We start from the raw sequence: 25278 nt of genomic DNA on the forward strand, positions 1-25278 counted from the left end.
AAAATACCTTGGTCATATATTCTCGCTGGCGGGTGTTTATGCGTTAACAGACAGATTCAAATAGGCCTGTGCACCTGGGTGACGTGAATCATCCCCATCTACACGCCCCACGTTATTCTCAATATCTCAAGTTCGGTGCAGGCTGTGCCGAATACTGGGATTCAGATTCGTCCAAAAGGGTGGGGGAGATCTATGCAGCAGGCACCGCTTCATGTGCTGGTTGTCGAAGACGAGGTCGTGAACCGCGACGTGGTCTGCCAGATACTGACTTATTTCGGCCACCAGGTGAGCGCCGTCGACAGCGGCCCGGCCGCGTTGAGCGCCGTGCGCGACGCGCACTACGACATCGTGGTGATGGACTGCCGCATGCACGATATGGACGGCCTGGAAACCACGCGCCGCCTGCGCGCGGGTGAAGCCGGCCCCGGTGGGATCAGCATCCCCATCATCGCGCTGACCGCGCAGGCTTTCGCCGTGGACCGCGATGCCTGCCTGGCCGTGGGCATGAATGATTTCCTGACCAAGCCGGTGGACATCGACCACCTGGCCCTGGCCATCGAGCGTTGGGGCCGCCACCCACGCCATGGTGAGCGGGCCAGCCCGGCGCAAGCCGCGGCCGAATCTGGTGCGCACGGTGCGGCACCCACGGTGTTTGACCCTTCCGTGCTGGCGGCCTTGCCCATGGTGGCAGATGGCTCGCAGCCGGACTATGGCCGGATCGTGCTGGACCTGTATTTCAAGTCCCTGCCCGCCCAGCTGAACTCGATCCAGCACGCGGCATCCAGCGGGGACACCCAGACGGTGCAACGCACCGCGCACAGCCTGAAATCGTCCAGTGCGGCAGTCGGGGCCATGGCCATGGCCGCCTGCGCGGGCGATGCGGAAGTGCAGTTAAGAAGAGGCAACCACGACATGTCGCACCTGCCGAGTCGGTTCGACAAGGAATACGAAAGGCTTTGCGCCATGCTCGGACGTCCCCATGCCCTCATGCCAGAAAGTGCGGTGAGACCATGCTGAAACGCGATGACACCGGCCCCCGCTTGCTCATCATTGACGATGACCCGCTGTTGCGCGGCATGGCGGCCCACACCCTGCGCCACGCCGGCTTTGAGGTCTGCGAGGCCGAAGACGGCGTGCAGGGCCTGGCCCTGATCGAGCAGGTGCCCTTCGACCTGCTGCTGCTGGACGTGATGATGCCGCACCTCGATGGCTACGAGGTGTGCAGGCGCTTGCGCCAGACGCGCTTTGGCAGCCGCGTGCCGGTGCTGATGCTCACGGGCCTCAATGACAGTGCCTCCGTCGAGCTGGCGTATGAAGCCGGGGCCACCGACTTCATCTCCAAACCCATCAACTGGACGCTGCTGACGCACCGCGTGCGTTACTCCTTGCGGGCCGGTGTGGCGATCGAATCGGCCAACCGCAGCCGCGAACGGCTGGAGCGTGCGCACCACATCGCCAACATGGGCAGCTGGGAGTGGGGCGCCGACGGCCAGCACTTTGTCTGCTCGCCCGAGCTGGCGCGCGTGCTGGCGGCGCCCGATGAGGTGGTCGCGCAAGCGCGCCCCGACGACTTCCTGTCCATCATCGCCGACACCGACCGCGAGACCGTGCGTGCCTTGCGGCTGGCGGCCCTGGTCGAGGGCGAGCCCTACCAGCTCACCTTCGTCATCCGGCGCTTCGATGGGGAAGTGCGCACCGTGTTCGAGCAGGCTGCTGCCGTCATCGACCACAATGGGCGGCAGGTGTCGGTGGAGGGCATCACGCAGGACATCACCGACCGCGTGGAAGCCGAAGAGCGCATCAAGCGCCTGGCCCATTACGACGTGCTCACAGGCCTGCCCAACCGGCAGTTCTTCAGCGAGATGGTCGGCCCCACGCTGGACCGCTCGGCCCGCCTGAGCGCCGGTTGCGCCATGTTGTACATCGACATGGACCGCTTCAAGAGCGTCAACGATGCCATTGGCTATGCCCAGGGTGACACCGTGTTGCGCCTGATCTCCGGGCGCCTGAAGGCCTCGATCCGCACCTCGGACCTGGCCATGGATGCGCGTGCACCCAACCAGGAGTCCATGGTGTCGCGTGTGGGGGCCAATGCCTTCACCTTGCTGCTGGTCGACATCGCCGATGACAAGCAGGCCGCATTGGTGGCCGACCGCCTGCTGCAAGCCATCGCCGAGCCCATTGCCTTCGAGGACCGTGAGCTGGTGCTGACCGCCAGCATTGGCATCGCCCTGTATCCACGCGATGCAACCGATGCCGAAGGCCTCACCCGTTGTGCCGAGCAGGCCGCGTATGCCGCCAAGTCAGCGGGCCGGGCGCAGCACCGATTCTTTGACGAGGCCATGAACGTGCGGGCCAGTGCGCGCCTGGCGCGGGAAACCGATCTGCGCCATGCCATCACCGCTGGCCAGTTGCGCCTGCACTACCAGGCCAAGGTGGACGCCGGCAGCGGCCTCATCACGGGCGCGGAAGCGCTGGTGCGCTGGCAGCACCCCGAACGCGGCATGGTCTCGCCCGGGGAGTTCATCCCGCTGGCTGAAGAGTCCGGCCTGATCCTGCCCCTGACGGACTGGGTGCTGGAGACCGCGTGTGCCGACCTGCGACGGCGTGCCGACATGGGCCTGCGCATGGTGCCGGTCTCGGTGAACTTGTCCAGCCCCAGCTTTGCCGATGATGGCTTGCGCGCGCAGCTGGAAGCCTTGCTGGCGCGCTACCGGCTGGACCCCTCGTGCCTGGTGCTGGAAGTGACCGAGTCCTTGCTGATGTCCGATGTGGAGCGGGCCGTGGCGCGTTTGCAGGAGCTGCGCGAGCTGGGCTTCCGTGTGTCGCTGGATGACTTTGGCACCGGCTACTCCTCGCTGGGTTACCTCAAGCGCTTCCCCATTGACGAGTTGAAGATCGACCGCTCCTTTGTGACCGATGCGTGGCGCGGTGGGCGAGATGGCGCCATCGCGGTGTCCGTCATCGCGCTGGGCCGGGCCTTTGGCCTGCAGGTCGTGGCCGAAGGGGTTGAGACCATGGGGCAGTCCACCTTCCTGCTGGCCCATGGTTGCGCGCAGCAGCAGGGCTTTCTGTTTGCCAAGCCTGTGCCCTCGGTGGACTTCGAGGCCTTGCTGCTGGACAACAAGGTGCTGCCCCACAAGGCCGAGCAACAGGCCCACCCGGCGCCCAGCACCGGGCCGCGGGCCACGGTCACTTGAGGTGGGCGTGCGCCTGGGACGACCCAGGCGGGCTGGGCTCCGGCACCAGGTTGTGGATGGGCTGTTGGGCCATGAGGTAGGCGTAGATCGCACGCAGATCGGTGTCGTCCAGCCTGGCAAAAGACTGCCAGGGCATGGGGGGCGCAATGGGGCGCCCTGATCCCGCATGCTTGCCTTGCCGGATGGCCGCCACGAACTGGTCAGCCGTCCACGCGCCCAGCCCGGTCTCCGTGTCTGGCGTGAGGTTGGCGGCGTAACTGATGCCCCACGGCCCATGGAAGGCCGTGTTCGTGGCCGAGCCGCCCCAGACCCAGCCACCACGCCCGGCTGGCGGCGGTGCCAGCTTCATGTCTTGCGGATGGCCGGACAGGCCACGCGAGAAGTCCGGCTCGGGCCCATGGGCGCCCATCTTGAGCGGGGTGTGGCAGTCGGCACAGCCGATGCCGTGTACCAGGTAGGCGCCGCGCGCCAGTGGGGGTGTCTCGGCGGCGGTGGCCGACAGGCTGATGAGGCTGGCCGCCAGGCCGAGCGCCAGCCAATCAAGGTGAGCTTGCATGATGGGTTCTCCGTGTGGTGTCAGCTGTTCCAGGGCAGCGTCAGCTCGACGCCATCTGGCTGGCGGGTCACGACCGGGGTGGCGGCCAGGATGCCGATCGTCTCCAGCGGCGTGGGGCCGACATTGAAGATCTGGTGATCGCGCCCGGCAGGCAGGATCAAGGTGGCATCTGCGCCAAAGCGTTGCACCTGGCCATGGCTGTGCACCTCGCCCCAACCGGCCAGGCACAGCACGACCTCATCGCAGTCATGGTGGTGAGGCGGGGTGGCGGCACCGGGGCTCATGGTCTGGCGCCAGACGGACAACTCGCTCAGGCCATCGGCGTGGCTGGCCAGGGTGATGTGGGCAATGCCGGGAATGGGGCTCGCCTTGGGGCGAGCGTCGTCGTTGACTTTCATGGTTTCTCCACGTTCGGTTGAGTTGATGAAGGTCCGGGGCGCCTTGGACTGTTGGCAGTATCTGGATTTGCCGCCTGCTTGAGAACGGGCTTCAGTGTCGTAACATTGCCGACAAATATTCGGCAATCCATCGTCGGCCACCTCATGAGCACCGGACTACAGCAATTCCTGGCTTTTGCGCAGACGGCGCGGCGCAGCAGCTTTGCCGAGGCCGCGCGGGACCTGGGCAGCTCGCCTTCCACCATCGCCAAGAGCGTGGCCCGTCTGGAAGAAGGTCTGGGCGTCAAGCTCTTTCACCGCACCACACGGCGTGTCACCCTCACGCCGGACGGCGAGCGCTTGTTCAAGCGTTGCGAGCGTGTGCTGGCCGAGGTCGAAGACCTGCAGGCCGAAGCCGCGGGGGCACGCGCCCAGCCCACGGGCACCTTGCGCATCGACGTGCCCATCACCTATGGCCGCCGTTTCGTGCTGCCCTTGCTGGCCCAACTGGTGCGCGAGCACCCCACCTTGCAGCTGGATGTGCGCTTGCAGGACAGTTACTCGGACATCGTGCGCGATGGCCTGGACCTGGCCATCCGTGTTGGCACGCTGCGGGACTCCACCTTGATTGCCAAACGCATTGATTCGCAGCAACTCATCGTTGTGGCCAGCCCCGACTACCTGGCCTTACACGGCACGCCCTCGCGCATCGAAGAGGTCTCGGCCCATGCGGCCGTGCTGTTTCGCCAACCTTCCTCGGGGCGCAACCGGCCATGGCAGTTGCGCCAGGGGCGGCGGCAGGTGGAGCTGCATCCCGAGCCCAGGGCGATGGTCAACGATGGCGAGGGCATGGTGGCCGCCGCGGTGGGCGGGCTGGGCCTGGCGCAGATCCCTGACTACATGGCCCGTGATGAACTGGCGTGCGGCCAGCTGGTCGAGGTCCTGCCGGCATGCCGCCCTGCGCCCATGCCCGTCAGCGCGGTCATGCCTTCATCGCGCCTGATGCCGCCGCGTGTGCGCCTTGCGCTGGATGCGCTGCAAGCCTTGCGTGACAGGGCGCGTTGAACCTGCCCCTCAGCCCGTTTGTTCAGAATTTTTCTGCGGCCTGTCAACCGCTGGCACCAAGGCCCCGTTAAGGAACCATGGCTGAGCAGATCAGCCACCACCAAACCGCCAAACTGGTTCTGTACTGAAAGGTTCATCATGAAAAAGTCGCTCATCATCGCTGCCGCTCTGGGTCTGTTCGCTGCCGCTTCCTTCGCTCAGGCACCTGCTGCCGCTGCCAGCGCCCCGGCTGCTGCTTCGGCCCCCGCTGCCAAGCACCACAAGGTCAAGCACCACAAGGCCAAGGCTGCTGCCAAGACCGAAGCCGCTGCACCTGCTGCCAGCAAGTAAACCTTTTCAGGTTTGCACCAGAAGGCCGGGCCATGCCCCGGCCTTTTTTCATGGGGCCAAGGGTGACGGCATCACGTGCAGCATGGGCAAAGCCTGCATACTGCAACGCTGTGTTTGTATCCCTTGTCTGCTGTGCCCATGACCGATTTCACCCACGCCCGTCAACAGGTTGACCAACTGCTGGCCTTGATGCAACTGGATGCCGTGGGAGGTGACCACTTCCGCGCCCAGAGCGACAACATCGGCACCCCTGCGGTGTTTGGGGGGCAGGTTTTGGGACAGGCCTTGCGGGCCGCCTACCTGACCGTGGCTGACGACCGGCCTGTACATTCGCTGCATGGCTACTTCCTGCTGCCCGGCGAACACGCCCCCATCGACTATGAAGTGACCCGCGTGCGGGATGGCCGCAGCTTCAGCATGCGCCGTGTGGTGGCCCGGCAAGGCGAGAACATCATCTTCGAGATGAATGCCTCCTTCCAGACCGCCTCTGATGGTGTCGAGCACCAGGCAAGCATGCCGCAGGTGGTGGGCCCCGAAGGGCTGCAAAGCGAGCACGCGTTGCGTCAGGCGCTCATCCCGCATCTGCCGCCTTACTTCCATGACAAGACCCTGGCGCCGCGCGGGCTCGAATACCGCCCGGTCGAGCCTGTGGACTTGTTGAACCCACCCAAGCGTGAAGGCAGCATCGCCATCTGGGTGCGCGCCATGGCGCCCTTGCCGGATGACCCCGTCGTGCACCGCGCCTTGCTGGCCTATGGCTCGGACCATGGCCTGCTGCTGGCGGCCATCGCGCCGCACGGCCTGAGCCTGTTTCGGGGCGAGGTGCGCCTGGCCAGCCTGGACCACGCCATGTGGTTCCACCGTGACTTCCGGCTGGACGACTGGCTGCTGTATGTCTTTGACTCGCCCAGCGCGGGTGGCGCGCGTGGCTTGTGCCAGGGCCGCTTCTACACACGCGATGGGCAGCTGGTGGCCTCGGTGATGCAGGAGGGCATGGTGCGGCCCTGGCTCAAGCGCTGACGCCCCGCCCGATCTGGTGATATGTTGCTGTGCCCGTGCGGCTTGCCGCAGGGGGCCAGACGCAAGCACAAACTTGCGCTGATCATTCATTTCAGAGAGCAACATGACACCTACCACCGCGACCCCGGGCGCGGCGGCGGACCAGGCCTGTGCGCCTGCGCCGTCCCTTGCCGACCGGCTGCTGGACTATCTTCTCGACAACCCGATCAAGTCACTCTCGACGGGCACCCTGGTCTTCGGCGGGCTGCTTGTCCTGATGTACTTCGGGCGCATCGGCTTCATGCCGGATGTCAACCTCGAGTCGGCAACGTCTTTGTTGTATGCCGTGGCCCTGCTGGGGCTGTTCATTGGCATCTACACGATGCTGGTGCTGGTCATGCCTGGTTGGCTGCTGGCGACCGCCCGCACGGTCGCGCGCAACGTAGGACCCTGGCATCTTTTTCTGATTGCACTGGCGTTTGCGGCCATCTGGGCGTTGGCGCTCTTGTGCCTGTTCGAGCTGATGCCCAATGCGTGGGGCTGGGTACTGGCTGGCGTGATCAGCATCGGATCGCCCATTCTGGGCGTCTGGCTGGATCGTCGCTGGATGATGGGCCCCAGTCCTGCCAGCCCCTTGTCCAAATCGACGCCGTACTTCGATGCCTGTACGCGGCCCTGCCAGACCGCCTTGTGGTCGTGTGCGGTGATCTGGCTGTCAGCCGCCTTGCTGGTTCTGCCGGTGACCTTCATCGTGCTGATCGGCCGCTCTGGCGACATCCGCACGGCCAGTGGTGGGCAGGCGGTGTTCCTGCTCTTCGTGCTGGTGCTGTCCATTGCGTTCGCCGCCTGGCTGATCGCCAGCATGGAAGGGCGTGGCATGGCCCGATTGGCTGCGGTACTGGCGCCAGCGCTGCTCGTGCTGGTCTTGAGCGCAACGGGCAACTTCTCTGTGTTCTCCGTGATCGCGGTTCAACTGCTGGGCGTGGGCGAGATCAATGCCGCCAGGGTGGTGGTGTCGGGCAGGGGGTGTCAGGAGGTCAACGAGGCATTGGGGCAGCGCGTGTGCATGGAAGTTGGCGAGGATAAGGCCACGTCGATTTGCCCCGTGACCATCCGCACCCGCATCGGCTCCCAGGTGGTGCTGGAATTTGCCCCGCTGGTTGTGCACAGCGATGAGGCAACGCACGTGAACTCGGTGCACTGGGCATCCTCGGTGCGCGAGGATGGCGTCCCGAAGGGGCGCTCGCTGGTCCGGCGCGTGATCATCGACAAGGCCCGTGTGCTGAGCTGGCAACCGCTGCCGGGTTTGGGTGAGCACCAGATCATTGCGCCGCCCCTTTCAGGCCCGGCGCTGGCTCCCCAGATGTCGCCCTTGATGGCCAGCTGGATGGCCTTGTCGCCCTTGATGGGCAGCGACCAGCAAGTCGATGGCTATATGGCGCCCGACATGACTGGCAAGCCTGACCCCGTGATCGGGCAGGCCTTGCTGGAACGCTGCGGTGTCATGTCCGCGGGCCGATGACGCCGGCTCAAGGCTTGCTGGGGTGGCCTGCCCGTGGCGCCAGCGGTGTGAAGCGCGCCTGCTGCGCGTCTTGCCCAGGCATGGTCACACTCACGATGGCCTTCAGGTCTGGCGTGGGCGCATAGCTGGCCAGGCCCTTGAGCTTGTTGTCGCCATCGGGCTTGAGCGCGGCCGTGACCTTGTGTTTGCCCGACAGCAGTGTGATGGTGGCACTCGCGCCGGCTGTGGGCTGTTTGGTGCCGGCATGGTCGGTCACATACACCTCGATGGGGCGATCCTTGGCGTCCTGGCCGGCCTGGTTGACCACCAGCTCCAGGTGCAGTGCGCCCGCCATGCGGAGCTGCCCGCCATGTGGGGTGGTGAGTGTGTCCAGGTAGGCGTCGTCATGCGCCAGGCTGATGCCGTGGGCCATCAGGCCAGCCAGGCCCATCAGCCCGATCAGGCCGACGCGGGCAGTGGCCATCCAGGTGCGGCGTGCGGGGTTCAAGGTGGATGCAGTCATGGTGTTGCTCCTTGTCAAAAGGGGAGGGACGAGGGGGAGGTCAGAAGGGCTCGTCTTGCCGGGCGTCCAGCAAGTGTTCAAGGGGTTGGCGCCCCCACAGCCAGAACATCACGGGCGTGAGCACGGTGTCCAGCAGCGTGGCGCTGATCAGGCCACCGAAGATCACCACAGCCACGGGGTGCAGGATCTCCTTGCCTGGCGCGCTGGCCGACATCAACAGCGGCAACAGGGCAAAGGCGGCCACCAGCGCGGTCATCCACACGGGGGTGAGGCGCTCCAGCGAGCCGCGCACGATCAAGGTCTGGCTGAAGGTCTCGCCTTCGTTGCGGCACAGGTTGATGTAGTGGCTGATCTTGAGGATGCCGTTGCGCGTGGCCACGCCCGTGAGCGTGATGAAGCCCACCAGGGCCGCGACGGACAAGGGCTGCCCGGACCACCACAGCGCCACCACGCTGCCGACCAGGGCCAGCGGGATGTTGGCCATGATGATGGCGGTGAGCACCACCGAGCGGTAGCGGCTGTAGAGCACCATGAAGATCAGGCCCAGCGAGATCAGGCTGAGCCAGGCCATGCGTTGCGAGGCCTGCTCCTGGGCCTGGAATTGCCCTTCCAGCGCGGTGTTGTAGCCCTCGGGCAGGTGCTGCGCGGCCAGCACCTGGCGGATGTCGGCCACCACGGCGGACAGGTCGCGGCCATTCGTGTTGGCCGAAATCACGATGCGCCGCCGTGCGTTCTCGCGGTTGATCTGGTTGGGCCCGTCGCCGTCTTCCACACTGGCCACTTGCGACAAGGGCACATGGCCCGTGGGCGTTTCGATCAGCAGGCTGTCGAGGTGGGTGGCGTCACGCCGGGTGTCGGGCAGGCGCATCACGAGGTCGAAGCGGCGGTTGCCTTGCGCGATCTGCCCGATGCGCTCGCCCTCGATCAGCTCCTGCAAGGTGCGCAGCAAGGGGCCGGGTGCCACGCCCAGGCGCGAGGCCGCGTCGTAGTCGATGCGGATCTTGAGTTGCGGTATCAGCACCTGCTTTTCGGTTTGCAGATCGGTCAGGCCGGGCACGGCTTGCAGGCGTGATTGCAGGTCGGCGGCCAGGCCGCGCAAGGTGTCGAGGTCGTCGCCATAGACCTTCAGCGCAATCTGCGCGCGCACGCCCGAGAGCAGGTGGTCCAGCCGGTGCGAGATGGGTTGGCCGATGCTGACCGCAGCAGGCAGCGCCGCCAGGCGGGTGCGCAGGTCGGCCATGACCTGCTCGCGCGACCGGTCGGAGGGCTTGAGGTCCACCTCGATCTCGGAGGAGTGCACCCCTTCGGCGTGTTCGTCCTGCTCGGCGCGCCCGGTGCGGCGGCCCACTTGTACGACTTCGGGCACGCTGGCGATCAGTTGTTCGGCCAGGGTGCCGACGCGGTCGGATTCGGCCAGCGAGGTGCCGGGGTTGAGCAAGAGGCTGATGGTCAGTGTGCCTTCGTTGAAGGGCGGCAGGAAGGCGCGCGGCATCCAGGCCAGCGAGGCCACGGCCGTGATGGCCGCCAGTGCCGACAGCGCCAGCAGCGTGCGGCCATGCGCAAAGGCCCAGTGCAGCACGCCAGTGTTGATGCGCTTGAGGCCGCGCACCAGCGGGCTGTCATGGGGGCCCTTGGTTTGCCCTTGAACCATTTTGGGCAGCAGGTAAAAGGCGAGCACCGGCGTGACGGTGACCGACACCAGCATGCTGGCCAGGATGGACACGATGTAGGCCACGCCCAGTGGCGCGAAGAAACGCCCTTCGATGCCCGGCAGCGCGAACAGCGGCACGAAGACCAGCACGATGATCAGCGTGGCGTAGACGATGGCCGAGCGCACCTCCAGCGTGGCGCGCGCGATCACCTCGGCCGCGGGCCGGGGCTCGGCGGCATCGCGGTTGAGCTGCAGGCGGCGCAGCACGTTCTCCACGCCCACCACCGCATCGTCCACCAGCTCGCCAATGGCAATCGCCAGGCCACCCAGTGTCATCGTGTTGATGGACAGGCCCATGAAGTGGAACACCAGCGCGGTGACCAGCAGCGACAGCGGGATCGCGCTCAGCGAGATCAAGGTGGTGCGCACATTGAGCAGGAACATGAACAGCACGATGGCCACCAGCACGGCGCCATCGCGCAGGGCCTCTTCCACGTTGTTCACCGAGTGCGTGATGAAGTCAGCCTGCTTGAACAGGAAACGCGGCTCGGCCACCCCGGTGGGGCGTGATCTGGCCAGCTCGCGCAGGGCCTGCTCCACCTCGTGCGTGACGCGCACGCTGTCAGCGCCAGGTTGCTTTTGCACCGACATGATCACCGCGGGCTTGCCCTGGTAGCTGGCGTCGCCCCGTTTGGTGGCGGCCACGATGCTGACCTTGGCGACCTGCATCAGCAAGATGGCTTGCCCGTTGCGCACGCCGACGACGACGCGCTGCAGGTCCTCGATGCGGCTGGTGCGCCCGATCTGGCGCACCAGGTACTCGCGGCCATTGGCCTGCAGAAAGCCCCCGCTGGTGTTGCTGCCGAAGTCCTGCAGGGCCGACGCCAGCTGGGTGCGTTCGATGCCCAGGGCACGCAGTTGCTCCGGCTGCACCTCCACACGGTATTGCCGCACCTCGCCCCCGATGGGGATGACCTGGGCGACACCCGGGATGGTCAGCAGGCGCGGGCGCATGACCCAGTCGGCGTACTCGCGCGTCTGCATGGGGCTGACCAGGGCCGGATCGGCGGGCAGGGCAATCAGCAGGATCTCACCCATGATGGACGAGATGGGCCCCAGTTGCGGCGTGATGCCGGTGGGCAGCTGATCGCGCACCAGGCCCAGGCGCTCATTGACCTGTTGCCGATGGAGGTAGATGTCCGAGCCCCAGTCGAACTCGACGTTGATCACCGACAGACCGATACCCGATACCGAGCGCACCCGTGTCACGCCGGGCATGCCGTTGAGGCTGGTCTCGATCGGCAGGGTGACCAGTTGCTCGACTTCTTCCGGGGCCATGCCGCCGGCTTCGGTCATCAGCGTCACGGTGGGCTTGTTCAGGTCGGGGAAGACATCGACCGGCATCTGGCTGGCGATGAAGGCGCCATAGAGCACCAGCAGCATGGCCAGGGCCAGCACGATCAGGCGTTGCCTGAGGCTGGTGTGGATGAGGGCGTCAAACATGAGGACCTTTCTCGACGCGTGGGGTGCACATCAGCGGACCTGGGCCAGCAGGCTGGCACCATCGGTGACGATGCGGTCGTGCTCGTGCAGACCTTGTGTCACGACGACACGCAGCGCGTCCAGCGGCGCGGTGCTGACCACGCGCGGCGCGACGTGCTCCGGTGCGTCGTGCACCCACACGACGGTGTCGCCCGCGCTTCGACGCACCAGCGCGCTGCGCGGGATGGCCACGCCCTGGATGGCCTGCGGGCTGCGCACGGTGAGCTGCAGCGTCTGGCCTACGGCCAGGGGCGCGGTGCTGTGGGTGACGCGAAACAGCACGGGCATGGCCTGCTCGCGCAATTGCTGGCCACCGCCCGCAAAGCGCAGCGTGACCACACCACCAGGCACGGTGGCACTGGCTTCACTCAGGCCGCGGGTCTGGGCCGCGTCATAGACCAGCGCTTCCACCATCAGGCGGGCCGGGTCGACGATGTCGAACAGCACCTCGCGGGCATCGACCACCTGGCCCAGCACCACGTTGCTGGCGGCCAGCATGCCGTCGACAGGCGCGATCAGGGCTTCAGGCTGGTTGAGGCTGCCGCGCACGGCGGCGCGGCGCTGTTGCAGCGCGTCGCGCTCGATGCGGGCCGCGTCGATGTCCTTTTGCGGGATGGCGCCTTCGAGTTGCGCATAGCGGGCCAGCTTGCGCTCGGCCACGGCGTGCTGCGCATCCAGGTCAGCCAGTGCCGCTTGCTGGTTGCCGCGCTCCAGGCTGCTGCTCACGGGGCGCAGGTAGGCCAGCACCTGGCCTTTGCGCACCGCGGTGCCCAGCACGGGCAGGCCGCTGGGGCCCGCCTCGATGCGACCGGCCTGGGTGGCCTGCACGCGGCCGCCTGCATTGGGGTCGGGCAGCACCTTGCCGTTGAGCTCCAGCGCCAGGGCATGGGTTTGCACCTTGGCTGGCACGGTGCGCAGCCCCCATTGGCGCTGCACGGTCTTGGGTAGCCACAGGCTGCCGTCGGGCAGGCGCTGGGGGGCGCTGGCGTCCTTGAATGAAACGCTGGCCGCCTTGGGGCCGGGCGCGGTGGCGGGCGGGTTGTCGTGGGGTTCGTCGCCATGGGCGTGTGCGGTGCTCGTCAAAGCGAGGCCGGCCAGCATGAGCAAGGTGGCGGCGCCACGCTGCAGCGTGGGCTGAAGGGGGGGCATGCGGAGGGTCATCATGGTAGGGCTTTCTGTCAGACCGGGCCGGTGTGGCTGCTGCTGTGTGTGGCGCTGTGCGTGCCGCGACGTTGCCGGCGGCGAGCCGACAAGGCTGCGGCGGCGCCGAGGGCGATCAGCACGGCCACGCCTGCGGCCAGCCAGGGCCAGAGCTTGTGTGCCGTACCAGCGGCCTGGGTGGGCTCGCCGCCATGGGCATCGTGTGCGCCGGTCACCAGCGTGGCGTCGAGCAGGTCGGCGGTGTCACCGCTTTGCACGGTGAAGGTCAGGGGGTAGCGCCCGGGTTTGGCAAACGCGCTGCCCGGCACGGTATAGACGCCGGGGCCTACGGGCTGGGCGCTGGCCTTGAACGCACCGCTTTCCACGTCGATGCTGGCCTGGGCCACGGGCTCGTTGGTGTCGAGCTGGTCGAGGTAGATGGTCAAGGTGGCCGGGTGCTGGGCGTCACCCTGATCCAGCACGGCCACCAGCTCGAAGCTGTCGGTCTGTGCGCTGGCACGCGGGGCTTGCTGGGCCGGGGTGCTGGCCGCAGGCGTGTCGCCATGGTCTTCGCCGCCATGTGACCAGGCGGGGGCGTGGGCGAGCGTCAAGGTCAGGGCGAGAACCAGGGCCAGGGTTGGGGCCAAGCTCAGGGCCCGGCGCAGAGCCTGGTGTGAAAGGGGGCGGTGCGGGTGCATGGCGGGCTTCATGGTTGGGTGGGCAGCAGACCTTTGGCCTGTTGAAGGTGCGACACGGCGGCCTGGTAGGCGAAGGTCTGGCGGGTGAGCCAGGCCCTGGCTTCGTGGTCGGCGCTGCGCGCGCGAAGCAAGGTGGCGAGATCCTGCTCGCCCAGGTCGAAGGCGCGTTGGGCCAGCTTCAGGTTGTCGGCCGTCAGGGCGCTGCGCTGCGCGGCCAGCGCTTGCTGGGCCCGGGTGGTGACTAGCTCGGTCTGTGCGCTTTGCAGGGCCTGCGCCAGCCGTGTGCGTGTCTGTGCCAGTTCGCGGTCGGCCTGGGCCAGTTCGGCCCGTGCGCCGGCGCTGTCCTGGCGCACACGGTCGCTGGATGCCAGGGGCACGGTGAGCTTGATGCCCACGGCCTGGTCGTAGGGGCTGAGGGCGTCGCCGCGCTGCGTGGTCCAGCGCAGGGCCAGTTCGGGGGCATCGCGGCGGCTGTTGTCCAGCAAGGTGAGGCGGCTGTTGGCCAGGTCCACGGCGCGTTGCAGGGCTTGCCATTGCGGGTGGGCCTCCAGCTCGGTGGCGGCCGTGTCGGTGGAAGCGGCGCCTGGCAAGGTGGCCGGGGCAGGATCGGGGGCGGGCTCGGGCGGCAAGCTGGGCGGTGGTGCCATGCCGGTCAGGGCCGTGTAGGCCTGCTGGGCTTGCAGCAAGGCGGTGTCCGCATCCAGGGCTTCGGCCTGGGCGCTCAGGCGTTCGGCGTGCGCCAGGTTCGCGTCCACACGGGCGACGTCGCCGCTCTGGTAGCGGCGCTGCACGCTCTGCGCCAGGTCGTTGGCGGTTTGCAGGCGCTGCTGGGCGAGCTCGCGTGCGGCACGGGCCTGGGCAAGTTGCCACCATTGCTCACGCAGCGCGCCGGCCAGCTCCAGCTGGCGCAGGGCCAGGCGGGCTTGCAGTTCGGCCAAGGTGCGCTCGGCATGGCGTTGGCTGGCGCCTTGCTGGCCAGGCAACCACAAGGGGGAGGCCACCTCGACCTCCCATTCGCGACGCCCCTGGTTCTGTTGCAAGCGGTCGTTCAGGTGGTTGAGCGACACGGCGGCCGGACCGGGGGTGAGGCTGCGGGCCAGGTCGATGCCGGCCTGGGCCTGGTTCAGCCGCTCGTTCAGCTGGGCGGCCTGGGGGTCGCGCGCGCTGGCCTGGGCCAGGGCATCGGCCAGGGTGGCCGGTGGTGAGGCAAGCGAGCCGGATGAGGTGGCGGGCAGATCCTGGGCCTGCACGCCCAGGCTGCCGAGGGTCAGCAGCAGGGGCAGCAGGCGGGCGATCTGGCGCAAGAGACAAGTGCGCATGATGGACTGGCGTTGGGCGTGCACGAGGCACGCGGGGCTTGAGGGGCGCGAGGGGCACGGCGAATGGCCCCGGTCGCGGCCAAGCCGCGCGGAGCCAGACAAAAGGCAACCGCTGGCGCGGACGTGCCTGTCCGGGCCAGATCAGTTGCCTGGGGGTGTCATAGGGTCAGACGCAGAAGGCGAATGACCAGGGGGGGGCCGTGGGCCTGGGGCCGTTGCGGCGCATGTGCGACAGACGGGGGGGCTGTCGCCTCGGGCAGCAGGGGGCTGCCGTACAGCAGCAGGACGGGCGCAAAGTCGGCGCCATCCAGGTGCTTGTTGGGGGGCAGGGTGCGGGCCTCGTCCTGGCAGAACTTGTGGCACGCCACGTGCTCGTCTGCATGGTGGTGGGCCGCGTCGTCTGCATGCAGGTGCCCGTTCAGGTGCCCAGCCTCTTCCATGTCCTCATGGGCCAGCGCGTGCCCGCCATGTTCGTGGTGGGCAGGCTGGTTTGACGGGGCGTTTTCGGCCAGCACACAGGCGTTGACCGTGCCGCTGAGCACCGCGAACAGCCACAGCAACAGCAACAGGCCGCAGAAGCGGCGCTGGTGGTGAAGGCTGGGGCGAAACGGCATGGGCGTGGCGCGATGTGGGCAGATGTGTTTACTATGAACCCTGACACAGGGGGAAGGTCAAGGCTTTTTTGCAAGCGGCCATCTGACCGCGCTCAAAGCGTAGCGCATCAATGTAATGGAAACGCTGCAAAATGGACATCACTATGCAAGCAACTCAATCAATCTGGCGGGCCTGGGGAGCACGGGCCGCCGTTTTGGCCATGGCCGGCCTGCTCGTCGCCTGTGCGTCCAAACACCCGCCTGCCGAGCCCGTGTTGCAGGGGCCGGTGCCCGGGGCCGCCCAGATGGGGCCACCCGAGCCGGCCGCACCGGGGGTGCCGCCCAGCGCCGCCGCACAGGTGCAGGCGCAGAAAGAAGCCCAGGCTGCGGTCGAAGAGCTGGAAGACGGCCACGAGGATGAGGCCCGCGCCCTGTTGCGCAAGGCCGTGAACCTGGACCCGAACAACAAGCTGGCCGTGAGCCTCTTGCGCCAGTTGAACCTGGATCCGGTGAGCCTGTTCGGCCGCGAGTCCTTCAGCTACACGGTCAAGCCGGGGGAGTCCCTGTCGCGGATCGCTGGGCACTTCATGGGCGACATCTACCTGTTCTACGGCCTGGCCCGCTACAACGACATCAAGGTGCCCAAGCAGGTGGCGGGTGGACAGGTGATCCGGGTGCCGGGCCGCGCGCCCGCGGAGGAGCGTGAGCCTGCGCGTTCGACCGTGAAGCCCGCGCCCAAGTCATCCCGTCAAGCCCCGACGCCTGTCGCGCCGCCGGCCGCAGTGATGCCTGCCACGCCTGCTGTGCCCGTTGCGCCTGCAGTGGCCGCGTCGGTGCCGGCTGTGGTGCCCGTTCCCCCCGCCGCCGAGCCTGCCCCGGCGCCGGCCGTGGACACGGCGGCCGCCGCCAAAGCCAAGGCCGAGGCGCAGCGCCAGAAGCTGATCGAGCAGCACACCCAGAAGGCGCGTGCTTCGCTGGCCCGCCAGGATCTGGATGGCGCCATCGCCAACTGGAGCAAGGTGCTGGAGCTGGATCCCGGCAATGACACCGCCCGTCTGGAGCGGCAAAAAGCCATCGCCCTGAAGGAAAAGGTCAAGGCTTTGAAGTGAGCTGGGTCAGCAGGTGGCGCGCGGCCGCGTGGCGGGGCAGCAGCTGCAGGCATTTCCTCAGTGCGCCCACCGCGCCGTCCTTGTTGCGCGGGGCCAGGGCTTCGGCCTGGCTGAAGTAGACGTCGGCCAGCAGCTCGCGTGTTGCGCCATCCTGAGGGCGTGTCTTCAGGCGCTGGTTGAGCAGCGTGATGGCGTCATCGAATTCGCCCTGGCCGGCCAGCAGCGCCGCGTGCTCCAGGTCATTGCGCTGGGCTGACAAGCTGGTGGCGGTCTGGCCACCGGCCTGCAGGCTGTCTTTTTGCGAGCGGCTGCTCAGCGTCAGGCGGGAGGCCCGCCCCAGGTGATCGCGCTTGTTGTGCTCGCGCTCGATGGCGCGCAAGGCGTCGGCCGCCGTCTCGTTGTCGGGCTGCAGGGCGAGCACGGCCAGGTAGTGCGCCATGGCGTCGTCGACCGCACCGCGCTGGCGGGCCGCTTTGGCGGCGCTCAACTCGGTGCTGGCTTCGCGTTCAATCTGTGCGCGCACCTGGGCCAGTTGCTGGCTGTAGCTGGGCTCACCGGGGCGCAGCACGCTGAGCACTTCCCAATGGGTGGCGGCTTCGGCCAGGTGCCCTTGGGCGGCTTGCGCGCGGGCCCTCGCCAGTTGTTGTTGCTCGAAGGCGCTTTGTGGCGCGGCCTCGCGCCGTGTGCCGCTGACCGGGGGCGTGGTGGTGCACGCGCTCAGCAGCGCCGCCGCCAGGCTCAGGGCGAGCACACCGTGGGCCGAGCGGGCAGGGCGCGAGGTGCGGCGCAGCGTCATCGGCCACCTGTTGCGCGGCTGATCTGCAGGCGCGCCTTGAAGTCCTCCAGGCTCATGTCACCGTAGATCATGGTGCGCCGGAGCATCAGGGGTTCGGAGAAGAAGGCATTGCCGCCCGGGTTCACGGTGGCGGCCAGCTGGTAACGCTGGCGCGCCATGGTCGTGAGCACGGCCTCGTTGGCGTCGCCATAGGGGTAGGCAAAGTGCGCGATGGGGATGCCCAGCTTTTGCGACAGCAGCGTTTGCGGTGTGCGGATTTCGTTGAGCAGCGTCTGCTGGTAGGCCTCGTCGGTCTCGTTGGGCTGGCGCTCGATCAGGTTGCGGTGGGTGCGCGAATGGGCGGCCACATCGACCAGGCCGGAGCGGCTCATCTCCTGCAGTTCGGCCCAGTCGACGGCGTCGCCGGCACCGATGAAGTCCGTGTACACAAACAAGGTGGCGGGCAGGCCGTATTGCTTGAGCAGCGGGAAGGCATGGTGGTAGAAGGACGCGTAGCCATCGTCGGCCGTGATCACCACCGAGCGCAAGGGCAGGGCGCGCTTGCCGTCCAGCCAGTCCCGCAGGTCGGCGAGCTTGAGCACGTGAAACTGGTTGCGCACCAGCCACTCCAGCTGGGCCGCCAGGGCCGTGGTCGACACCGTCATCTTGCCGTTGCTGGTGCGGCCGAAGCGGTGGTAGCAGAGGATGGGGACGGTCTGGTAGCGGTCGCTGTACACGCCCAGGGGGTTGCGCTGCGTGAGCGGGATCACCAGTGTCTGCTGGGCCTGTGGCCCATCGGCGGTGGGGGGCAGCTTGTTGAAGTCCTCGATTTCCCAGTCGCGCTCGGCTGAGCCCAGAAAGCGCGCGGCCACCTGGCGCAGGGTTTCGCCGGGGGCGCGCTGGTAGATCAACAGCTTGTCGCTGCGGCCGAGCACCTTGCCGGGTGGTGTCGCGCCCGCCATGGATGCAGGGCCGCCGGTTTGTGGCGAATGAGCGCAGGAGGCCAGCAGCGCCAGCGCCAGCGCGCCAAGCGCGGTCTGCACACGGCGCAAGGCCTGCATGACGCGCCAGCCCTGAGTGCAACGCTGCATGTGGGCCCCCCGGTGCGCTCAGGCTGCCGCCTTGTGTGGCGGCATGGTGGTGGCCGCGGCCCCAGCTGCACGGTCCTGCAGGGCCTGGGCCATCTGGTCGAAGGACACGTACAGCTCGCCGAACTCGTCCTTGCGGTGCTCGGCGATGCGGTGGTCGAAACGGCCCTTGGCGATCTGCTCCATGGAGTCGGCCACCAGCTTGATCGGGCGGGCAAACCAGTTGGCCACGAAGTACATGGCCAGGGCCACGGCCAGCACGGTGACCACCACCAGCACGGCCATCAGCGTCATGGACAGGCGCGCCACCTGTGTGAGCGGGGCTTCAGGCAGGCCCAGCACGACACGGCCCAGGCTCTTGCTGGCAAAGGTGATGGGGGCCTCAAAGCCAATGGCCGTGCCGCTGCCTTTGCCCTGCATGGTGTAGCGCCAGGTCTTGATCTGGCCGGCTTTGTCTCCGAGGGCTTCGCTGGGTGGGGGCTGGTAAGGCTTGCCCACCAGGGCCCCATTGCTGGCGGCACGCACCACCCCCGCGCGGTCGATGACGGTGACGCTGTCGAAGTCCTTGGTCTTCATGATCTCCTGCAAGGCCACATCCACCGCCACCCAGTCGTCGGACAGCACGGCCAAGGCGTTCTGCGCCGCGATGAAGCGTGACAGGGCGGCGCCGTTGTCGGTCACCTGGCTGAGCATGGCCGCGTACTGCCGCTTGGTGGTCACCGTGGCGGTCAGGCCCATGACCACGGCCACGATCAGGCCCATGGTGAGGGCCCATTTGACCCGCAAGGGGATGATGCGCGGGCGGTTGCGGGCCAGCGCGGCTTCGTCGATCTCGGCCAGCACCTTGACCAGGGCATCGGCCAGCTCCTTGCCGGACTGAAAGCGCTGCTCGGGCGGCTTGGCCATGCAGCGGTCCACGATGCGGCGCAGGGCCGTGGGCACGTCGGGGCGCAGCTTGTCCAGCGGGGTGGGCTGCTCCTTGGCGATCTTCAGGGCAATCGACACGATGCTGTCGCCCTGGAACGGCCGCTGGCCGGTGAGCATCTGGTAGAGCACCACACCGGCCGAGAACAGGTCGGATCGACCGTCGATCTTGCCGCCCACCGTTTGCTCGGGCGACATGTACTGCGGCGTGCCCAGTACCTCGCCAGAGCGCGTGTGCTGCTCGCCCTTGGTGTTCTCGACGTGGGCGATGCCGAAGTCGGTCACCTTGATGGTGTGGGCGTCCTTCAGGCGCACGATGTTGCCGGGTTTGATGTCGCGGTGGACGATGCCGTGTTTGTGCGCGTAGTCCAGTGCGCGTGCCAGCTGGATGCCCATCACCACGGTGTCGCGGATGGGCAGGGCCTTGCCTTCGCTCAGGATGTCGGCCAGCGAGGCGCCGTCCAGCAGCTCCATGGCCATATAGGGCCGGTCTTCGATCTCGCCGACGTCATGGACGACCACGATATTGGGGTGCGACAGGCCGCCGGCCGCACGGGCCTCGCGCAGGAAACGCTCGCGGCAGTCGGTGTCGGCGCACAGCGAGGCGTGCAGGAACTTGATGGCCACGTCGCGCCCGATGCCGGGGTCGTGTGCCCGGTAGACCGTGGCCATGCCACCACGGCCCAGGCAGTCGCGCACTTCGTAGCGGCCCACCTGGCGCGTGATCAGATCACCAGGGTGTTGCCCGGCGCCCGGCAGGGTGCCAGGCGGGAGCGTGCCCGGGAGCGTACTGCCGTGGGTGCCAGAAGGCGGCTCGGTGGCGGCAGCGGGCTGAGCGGGGGGCAGGGTGTCGGCCGCCGCACTCGGTGTCGGGGCCGCCTTGGTCGCGGCCGCTGCGGCGGCAAAGTACCGGGCCTGTTGCGAGACCGGCACAATGATCGTGGCCTCGCTGTCTTCGTCGGGCAGGTCCTGGCCCTCTGCGTTGGGCTGGTTCATGGGGCCTTCTCCTGGTTTGGTCGTCATGGTGCTTGACGTGATGCGGGTCAAGTTTTGATGGTCGCAGCAGACTGATCGCGAATCAAGCCCCGCAGATCAAGGATGGTGCAGGGGGGCACGGGTAACATCGCCGCTTCACTGATGTCTGCTCACCACCCCATGAAATCCCGTTTCCCGCTGAACGCCGCGATGGCCCTGATGGCCGCATGCCCCTCCCTGGCGCTGGCCTGCTCCAGCTGCGGTTGCACCTTGAACGCCGATTGGGCGAGCCAGGGGTTCACGACGCGCACCGGCCTGAGTGTGGACCTGCGTTATGACTACTTCAACCAGGACGAGTTGCGCACGGGCACGGGCCGCTTTGACGCGGGGCAGGTGAGCTACCCGGCCGAGCAGGAAATCCAGCAAAAAACGGCCAACCGCAATACCACCTTGACGCTGGATTACGGCATCAACGCCGACTGGGGTGTCAGCCTGCAGCTGCCCTACATCAACCGCTACCACGAGACCATCGTGGACGGTGATACGGATGTGTCCACCTCGCGTTCGGGCGCCTGGGGTGATGCGCGCGTGCTGGGCCGCTACCAGGGCTTTTCACCCGAGCGCAACTGGGGCGTGCAGTTCGGCCTGAAGCTGCCCACGGGCAAGACGAGCGAGCGCTTCAACGGCGGCCCGCAAGCCGGTGAGGCCCTGGACCGCGGCCTGCAGCCGGGCACAGGCTCGACCGACCTTTTGCTGGGCCTGTACCGCTTTGGCCCCATCAACCAGCACCTTGACTACTTTGCCCAAGGCCTGCTGCAGCTGCCGCTCACGGCCAAGGACGAGTTCAAGCCCGGCATGGGCATGAACCTGTCAGCCGGGGTGCGTTATGTGTCGGCGGGCATGGTGGTGCCGCAGTTGCAGCTCAATGCGCGCATCGAGCGGCGCGAGGCCGGTGACAACGCCGATGTCGACAACTCCGGCGCCACCCTGGTCTACCTGAGCCCGGGTGCCACTGTGAACCTCACGAACCAGTTCAAGCTGTATGGTTTTTTCCAGGTGCCGGTCTACCAGCGTGTCAACGGCCTGCAGATCGAGCCGCGCAGCAGCTTCTCGCTGGGCGTGCATTACAGCTATTGATGCGGCCCGAGGCGTTGCCGCGGCAGCGCTTCACAACAAGGGCTTGATGACGGCATCCAGCTGGGCCGCATTGAGCCCGGTCTGCACGAACCAGTCCTGCTTGACCAGCTTGCCCTGACGGTCGATCACGGCCGACACGGGCATGCGCCAGATGCGGTCAAAGCCGCTGAGCTTGACCTGCGGCATCAGGGCCACGGGGAAGCTCCAGCCCTTGGCCAGCTCGCGCACCTTGGCCTCGTCGGCGGGCTCGTCCATGCTCAGTGCCAGCACGGCCAGCCCTTGCGCGCGGTGGGCGCGGTAGTAGGCCTCGATCTCGGGCATCTCGGCCCGGCAAGGCGCGCACCATGAGGCCCAGAAGTTCACCAGCAGCACCTGGCCCTTGAGGGCCTCGCTGGCAAATGGCTGGCCGTCCAGCAAGGCGCCCTTGATCGACACGGCGGGGGGCTCGCCCCAGGCGCGTGCCGGCCTGGTCACCATCAAGCCGGCGAAACTGGCCAAACCGGCCAAGGCCTGGCGGCGAGTGTGGTCTTCGCAGGTGGCATTGGGCGAGGTGAGGTGCGACAGCATGATCGGGCAAGGAAGAGAGCCAGGCCGCCAGTGTAGAGCGGGCCGTGGGGCGGCTTACTGCGCGCTCACGGGCAGCCAGTGGGCAAAGCGCACTTTCTCTTGCAGCGCAAGCAGATGCGTGATCTCGATCTTGTTGTAGGCCATGTCGATCAGGCCATCGGCCTTGAGCCGTTGCAGCGAGAGATTGACGGTCTGGCGCGACATGCCCAGCATGTCGGCCACTTCGTGCTGCGCCACCGGCAGGCGCAGCCTCACGTCCTGCTTGCCGGGGGTGTAGAGCTTGGCCATCATCAGCAGCGTGCGCGCAACGCGCAACTCATTGGATTGCAGCGTGCGGCCATCGAGCGCGAAGAGCGCCAGCCTCAATTTTTGTGTCAGCAGCAGGCCGAAGTGGAACCAGAGCGAGGGCTGCTCGTGCAGGAGCTGACGCAAGCGCTGGTTGTCCAGCCACAGCAGCAGCGCGGGCGATTCGGCGCGGATGTGGTGGGCGCGCGGCAGCTTGTCGTACAGGCCCATTTCACCGAACCAGAAGACCGGGCAGAGGTGCAGCTGCACGGCCTCATCGCCATGCTCGCTGCCATCCCGCGCGGACAGTCGCCCCTCCAGCAGGCAGTAGACGCCATCGGTGGCCTCGCCCCTTGAGAACAGGCTCTGGCCTTTGCTCAAACGTTTGGTGGAGGCGATGTCCAGCATGCCTTGCTGCATGGCCGGCGGCAGGCTGGCAAACCAGGCGTCCGTGCCGAGGATGTCTTCGATGTAGGTGCGGGTGACTTGCATGGCGGGCATGCGCTGGCGGTGCGTGCAGGGGGGCGGAAAGGGGCTCATCTTGATGGTGTCGGCGGCCGAATTCATCTAGGGAAAACCAATTGCGCCAAGGCCAATGTTTGGCCTGCACGGTCAGTGACGTGGCCTTGATCGCCACCTAGGATCAGCGGCCCGTGTCAGTGGCGCATGCCGGCTTGACCGAGGTCATGAACAGGTATCCAAACGCAAGAGGACCCCGATGGATAAACGCACGCGCTTTCCCTTTGCAGTCTTGGCGCTGGCCTTGTTGTCTGGCCAGATCTCGGTGACCCAGGCGGCCGAGGACCGCTCCACGGATGTCAATGTGGCTGTGGCCGCCGCGGTGTGCGGGCCGGGCGACCGGCCTGAGACGGGCTTGCAAGGCCAGGTGCCGCTGGCAGACCGGCTCAATGGCCGCAGCCGACAAGGCTATGCCTGCAACCTGGCGTTGGTGGGCCAGTACCAGGGCGAAGGCTCGGCCACCATCAGCGCGGTGGGTGGGCATTGCGCCTACATGGCCACGTCGGCTTCGGGGCGGGGCAAGAAGGCCTCGCCCGGCGTGCAGGTCATTGACGTGTCCAACCCTGCCCAGCCCGTCCTGGCCCGCGCGCTGGCCACCCGTGCTTTCGAGCTGGGCACCTGGGAGTCGCTGAAGGTCAATGAGGCGGGCACCATGCTGGCCGGGGCGGGCGTGGGTACCTTGCTGGGCGCGGGCAAGCTGGACTTGTACGACATCACCGATTGCGCCAACCCCAGGTTGCTCAACAAGTCGGACACGGGGGACTCCCTGCCCGTGACCAATGTGGCCCATGAGGGCGAGTGGTCGCCCGATGGCCGGACCTATTGGACATCGGGCCTGGCCGGCGGCACGCTCAGCGCCATCGACGTGAGCAACCCCGCCAAGCCCGTGAACATCTACTTCGGTGGCTCGACCATCTTCGTCAACCACGGCATGTCCTTCAATGCCGACGGCACGCGCATGTACCTGGCCAGCATCTTTCCGGCAGGGCTGGTCATCCTGGATGTGAGCGACATCCAGAACCGCAAGGCGACGAACCGCCGGGTCAGGCAGATCGCCAAGCTCACCTGGCGCGATGGCAGCACCACACAAAGGGCGGTGCCCACGACGATCAAAGGGCGCCCCTATGTGATCGCCATTGATGAAATCGGGGGGGATGGCCTGGGGGGCGGCATCCGCTTCATCGACATCTCGGACGAGCTCAACCCGGTTGTCGTCTCGCACATCCGCCTGGCCATCCAGCTCAAGGAGAACGCCGACGCGGCCAAACAGGATGGGCTGGGCAATGGTGTCTTCAAGTACGACGCGCACTACTGCGCGGCAGACCGCCCCATCGAGCCGACTGCATTGGCCTGCGGCTACTTCCAGTCGGGCATCCGGGTGTTCGACATCCGCGATCCGCTCAAGCCCAAAGAGATTGCCTACTTCAACCCGCCCGCGCAAACAGGCAAGAACGCCTTGCTGCCCGGTTCCGACCACGTGGCCTCACCCGCGTTTGGCAGCATCCTGGACAAGCAGATCACCGACCCGGCCTTGTTGCAGATGCAGGCCAGCAAGAGCAAGTTGCCTGATCTGACGGCCGACTGGTGCTCATCGGCGCCCCAGTTCGTCAACGGCCAACTCTGGGCCACCTGCAACGACAACGGCTTCATGGTCTTGAAGTTCACACATGGCGTTTATCCACTTGCCCGTTGAGAGCGATCGGCTCAAGACCCTGGCCTTGATGACGATGATCACGCTGGTGGCGGCCGTCGTGGTCGGGGTCGAGTTCGCGACCATGCCACGGCTGAGGGGCGAGGCCACCTCGACCGCCCCTGTCGGCCCCGAGCATGGCCCCGTCGACATCGGCTTCGCGCAGGACATGTCCCTGCACCACGAGCAGGCCTTGACCATGGCCCAGATGGCCCTGGCCAAAGGCTCGCCTCGTGTGCGGCAACTCGCGCAGGGCATCGTCAACCAGCAACTCAAGGAGGTTGGTTACATGCAGGGCTGGTTGATGCTGTGGCAGGCACCCGGCATCGCGCCCACCGACGAGATGCACTGGATGCGCGATGCCTACGGGCGTTCGCCTCGTCGTGACCCGGCCTATGAGCGCTTCATCGACAACTGCATCCAGGGGCGGGGCATGCCTGGCCTGGCCTCCCCGGCCGAGCTCGACGCGCTGGCTGCGGTGGCGCAGGCAGAGGCCTTTGATGCCATGTTCCTCGCCTTGATGGTCCGCCACCATCAAGGGGCCGTGGTCATGGCACGCTTCGCATCCGAGTATGCGCAGCTGGATGCGGTGCGTGGCTTTGCCCGGGCCGTCAGCGCGGAACAGCAGCAGGAGTTGATGCTGATGCTGAGGTGGTTGAAGACGCATTGAGCGTGGGGTGCATCCATGTGCGACGCACCGGCGTAGAGAACAGGT

The 25278-nt window shown here is 67.1% G+C and carries 23 protein-coding genes; 10 read left to right on the forward strand and 13 right to left on the reverse strand.

The window, feature by feature from the left end:
* Positions 1-192: 192 nt before the first annotated feature.
* Positions 193-1017, forward strand: coding sequence for a response regulator (locus HY019_RS08745; protein ID WP_290690582.1), 825 nt, complete (start codon positions 193-195; stop codon positions 1015-1017).
* Positions 1011-3200, forward strand: coding sequence for an EAL domain-containing protein (locus HY019_RS08750; RefSeq protein ID WP_290690585.1), 2190 nt, complete (start codon positions 1011-1013; stop codon positions 3198-3200). The genes HY019_RS08745 and HY019_RS08750 overlap by 7 nt, the downstream gene beginning before the upstream one ends.
* Here the strand turns inward: HY019_RS08750 and HY019_RS08755 are convergent.
* Positions 3193-3756: a c-type cytochrome gene (locus HY019_RS08755; protein ID WP_290690587.1), complete on the reverse strand. Its 564-nt coding sequence runs from the start codon at positions 3754-3756 to the stop codon at positions 3193-3195. The two genes, HY019_RS08750 and HY019_RS08755, sit on opposite strands and share 8 nt — an antisense overlap.
* A 20-nt stretch (positions 3757-3776) precedes the next feature.
* The gene (locus HY019_RS08760; protein ID WP_290690589.1) at positions 3777-4154 is read right to left on the reverse strand and encodes a cupin domain-containing protein; all 378 of its coding nucleotides are present in this window, start codon (positions 4152-4154) and stop codon (positions 3777-3779) included.
* A 144-nt stretch (positions 4155-4298) separates the two neighbouring features.
* Here HY019_RS08760 and HY019_RS08765 point away from each other — a divergent pair, with 144 nt between their 5' ends.
* The 4 genes from HY019_RS08765 to HY019_RS08780 all read left to right on the forward strand — a co-directional run bounded on the left by HY019_RS08765 (position 4299) and on the right by HY019_RS08780 (position 8049).
* Positions 4299-5198, forward strand: coding sequence for a LysR family transcriptional regulator (locus HY019_RS08765; protein ID WP_290690591.1), 900 nt, complete (start codon positions 4299-4301; stop codon positions 5196-5198).
* 138 nt (positions 5199-5336) lie between these two features.
* Positions 5337-5528, forward strand: a complete 192-nt coding sequence (locus HY019_RS08770; RefSeq protein WP_035036842.1) for a hypothetical protein — start codon at positions 5337-5339, stop codon at positions 5526-5528.
* Positions 5529-5666: 138 nt separating this feature from the next.
* A complete protein-coding gene (locus tag HY019_RS08775) occupies positions 5667-6548 on the forward strand; it encodes an acyl-CoA thioesterase II (protein ID WP_290690596.1) in 882 nt (293 codons plus the stop codon).
* 103 nt (positions 6549-6651) lie between these two features.
* Entirely contained in the window at positions 6652-8049 is a 1398-nt protein-coding gene (locus tag HY019_RS08780; protein WP_290690598.1) for a hypothetical protein, read from the forward strand.
* Positions 8050-8056: 7 nt separating this feature from the next.
* Here the strand turns inward: HY019_RS08780 and HY019_RS08785 are convergent, their stop codons facing one another.
* From HY019_RS08785 to HY019_RS08810, 6 genes are all read right to left on the reverse strand, one after another.
* The gene (locus HY019_RS08785; RefSeq protein WP_290690601.1) at positions 8057-8551 is read right to left on the reverse strand and encodes a hypothetical protein; all 495 of its coding nucleotides are present in this window, start codon (positions 8549-8551) and stop codon (positions 8057-8059) included.
* 40 nt (positions 8552-8591) lie between these two features.
* Positions 8592-11705: an efflux RND transporter permease subunit gene (locus HY019_RS08790; RefSeq protein ID WP_290690603.1), complete on the reverse strand. Its 3114-nt coding sequence runs from the start codon at positions 11703-11705 to the stop codon at positions 8592-8594.
* Positions 11706-11735: 30 nt separating this feature from the next.
* Positions 11736-12908 carry an efflux RND transporter periplasmic adaptor subunit gene (locus HY019_RS08795; RefSeq protein ID WP_290690605.1) on the reverse strand — a complete coding sequence of 391 codons (1173 nt, stop codon included), beginning with the start codon at positions 12906-12908 and terminating at the stop codon, positions 11736-11738.
* 14 nt (positions 12909-12922) lie between these two features.
* Positions 12923-13582, reverse strand: coding sequence for a hypothetical protein (locus tag HY019_RS08800; protein WP_290690607.1), 660 nt, complete (start codon positions 13580-13582; stop codon positions 12923-12925).
* A gap of 8 nt (positions 13583-13590) precedes the next feature.
* Positions 13591-14901 carry a TolC family protein gene (locus tag HY019_RS08805; RefSeq protein ID WP_290690609.1) on the reverse strand — a complete coding sequence of 437 codons (1311 nt, stop codon included), beginning with the start codon at positions 14899-14901 and terminating at the stop codon, positions 13591-13593.
* Between the two features lie 158 nt (positions 14902-15059).
* Positions 15060-15515, reverse strand: coding sequence for a hypothetical protein (locus HY019_RS08810; protein WP_290690611.1), 456 nt, complete (start codon positions 15513-15515; stop codon positions 15060-15062).
* A gap of 143 nt (positions 15516-15658) precedes the next feature.
* On the opposite strand from HY019_RS08810, the gene HY019_RS08815 reads away from it, so the two are divergent.
* Complete coding sequence (locus HY019_RS08815; RefSeq protein WP_290690613.1) at positions 15659-16603, forward strand: LysM domain-containing protein; 945 nt, start codon at positions 15659-15661, stop codon at positions 16601-16603.
* Here the strand turns inward: HY019_RS08815 and HY019_RS08820 are convergent.
* From HY019_RS08820 to HY019_RS08830, 3 genes are read right to left on the reverse strand one after another with little or no spacing between them, the layout of a single operon-like run.
* On the reverse strand, positions 16587-17399 hold the full coding sequence (locus HY019_RS08820; protein WP_290690615.1) for a hypothetical protein: 813 nt from the start codon (positions 17397-17399) through the stop codon (positions 16587-16589). The genes HY019_RS08815 and HY019_RS08820 overlap by 17 nt on opposite strands.
* A complete protein-coding gene (locus HY019_RS08825) occupies positions 17396-18469 on the reverse strand; it encodes a polysaccharide deacetylase family protein (protein WP_290690619.1) in 1074 nt (357 codons plus the stop codon). Before HY019_RS08825 ends, HY019_RS08820 begins: the two co-directional genes overlap by 4 nt.
* 18 nt (positions 18470-18487) lie before the next feature.
* The gene (locus HY019_RS08830) at positions 18488-20386 is read right to left on the reverse strand and encodes a protein kinase (RefSeq protein ID WP_290690622.1); all 1899 of its coding nucleotides are present in this window, start codon (positions 20384-20386) and stop codon (positions 18488-18490) included.
* Between the two features lie 159 nt (positions 20387-20545).
* On the opposite strand from HY019_RS08830, the gene HY019_RS08835 reads away from it, so the two are divergent.
* Positions 20546-21502 (forward strand): TonB-dependent receptor, encoded by a 957-nt coding sequence (locus HY019_RS08835; RefSeq protein ID WP_290690632.1) that lies wholly within the window; start codon positions 20546-20548, stop codon positions 21500-21502.
* A gap of 30 nt (positions 21503-21532) precedes the next feature.
* On the opposite strand, the gene HY019_RS08840 is transcribed toward HY019_RS08835, so the two are convergent.
* Positions 21533-22069: a TlpA disulfide reductase family protein gene (locus tag HY019_RS08840; protein WP_290690635.1), complete on the reverse strand. Its 537-nt coding sequence runs from the start codon at positions 22067-22069 to the stop codon at positions 21533-21535.
* 54 nt (positions 22070-22123) lie between these two features.
* Positions 22124-22921 (reverse strand): Crp/Fnr family transcriptional regulator, encoded by a 798-nt coding sequence (locus HY019_RS08845; protein WP_290690638.1) that lies wholly within the window; start codon positions 22919-22921, stop codon positions 22124-22126.
* Between the two features lie 151 nt (positions 22922-23072).
* On the opposite strand from HY019_RS08845, the gene HY019_RS08850 reads away from it, so the two are divergent.
* On the forward strand, positions 23073-24566 hold the full coding sequence (locus HY019_RS08850) for a hypothetical protein (RefSeq protein ID WP_290690648.1): 1494 nt from the start codon (positions 23073-23075) through the stop codon (positions 24564-24566).
* A complete protein-coding gene (locus HY019_RS08855) occupies positions 24541-25233 on the forward strand; it encodes a DUF305 domain-containing protein (RefSeq protein ID WP_290690653.1) in 693 nt (230 codons plus the stop codon). Before HY019_RS08850 ends, HY019_RS08855 begins: the two co-directional genes overlap by 26 nt.
* Positions 25234-25278: the final 45 nt, after the last annotated feature.

The organism is Aquabacterium sp. (assembly GCF_016195855.1).
Taxonomy (GTDB): domain Bacteria; phylum Pseudomonadota; class Gammaproteobacteria; order Burkholderiales; family Burkholderiaceae_C; genus Aquabacterium.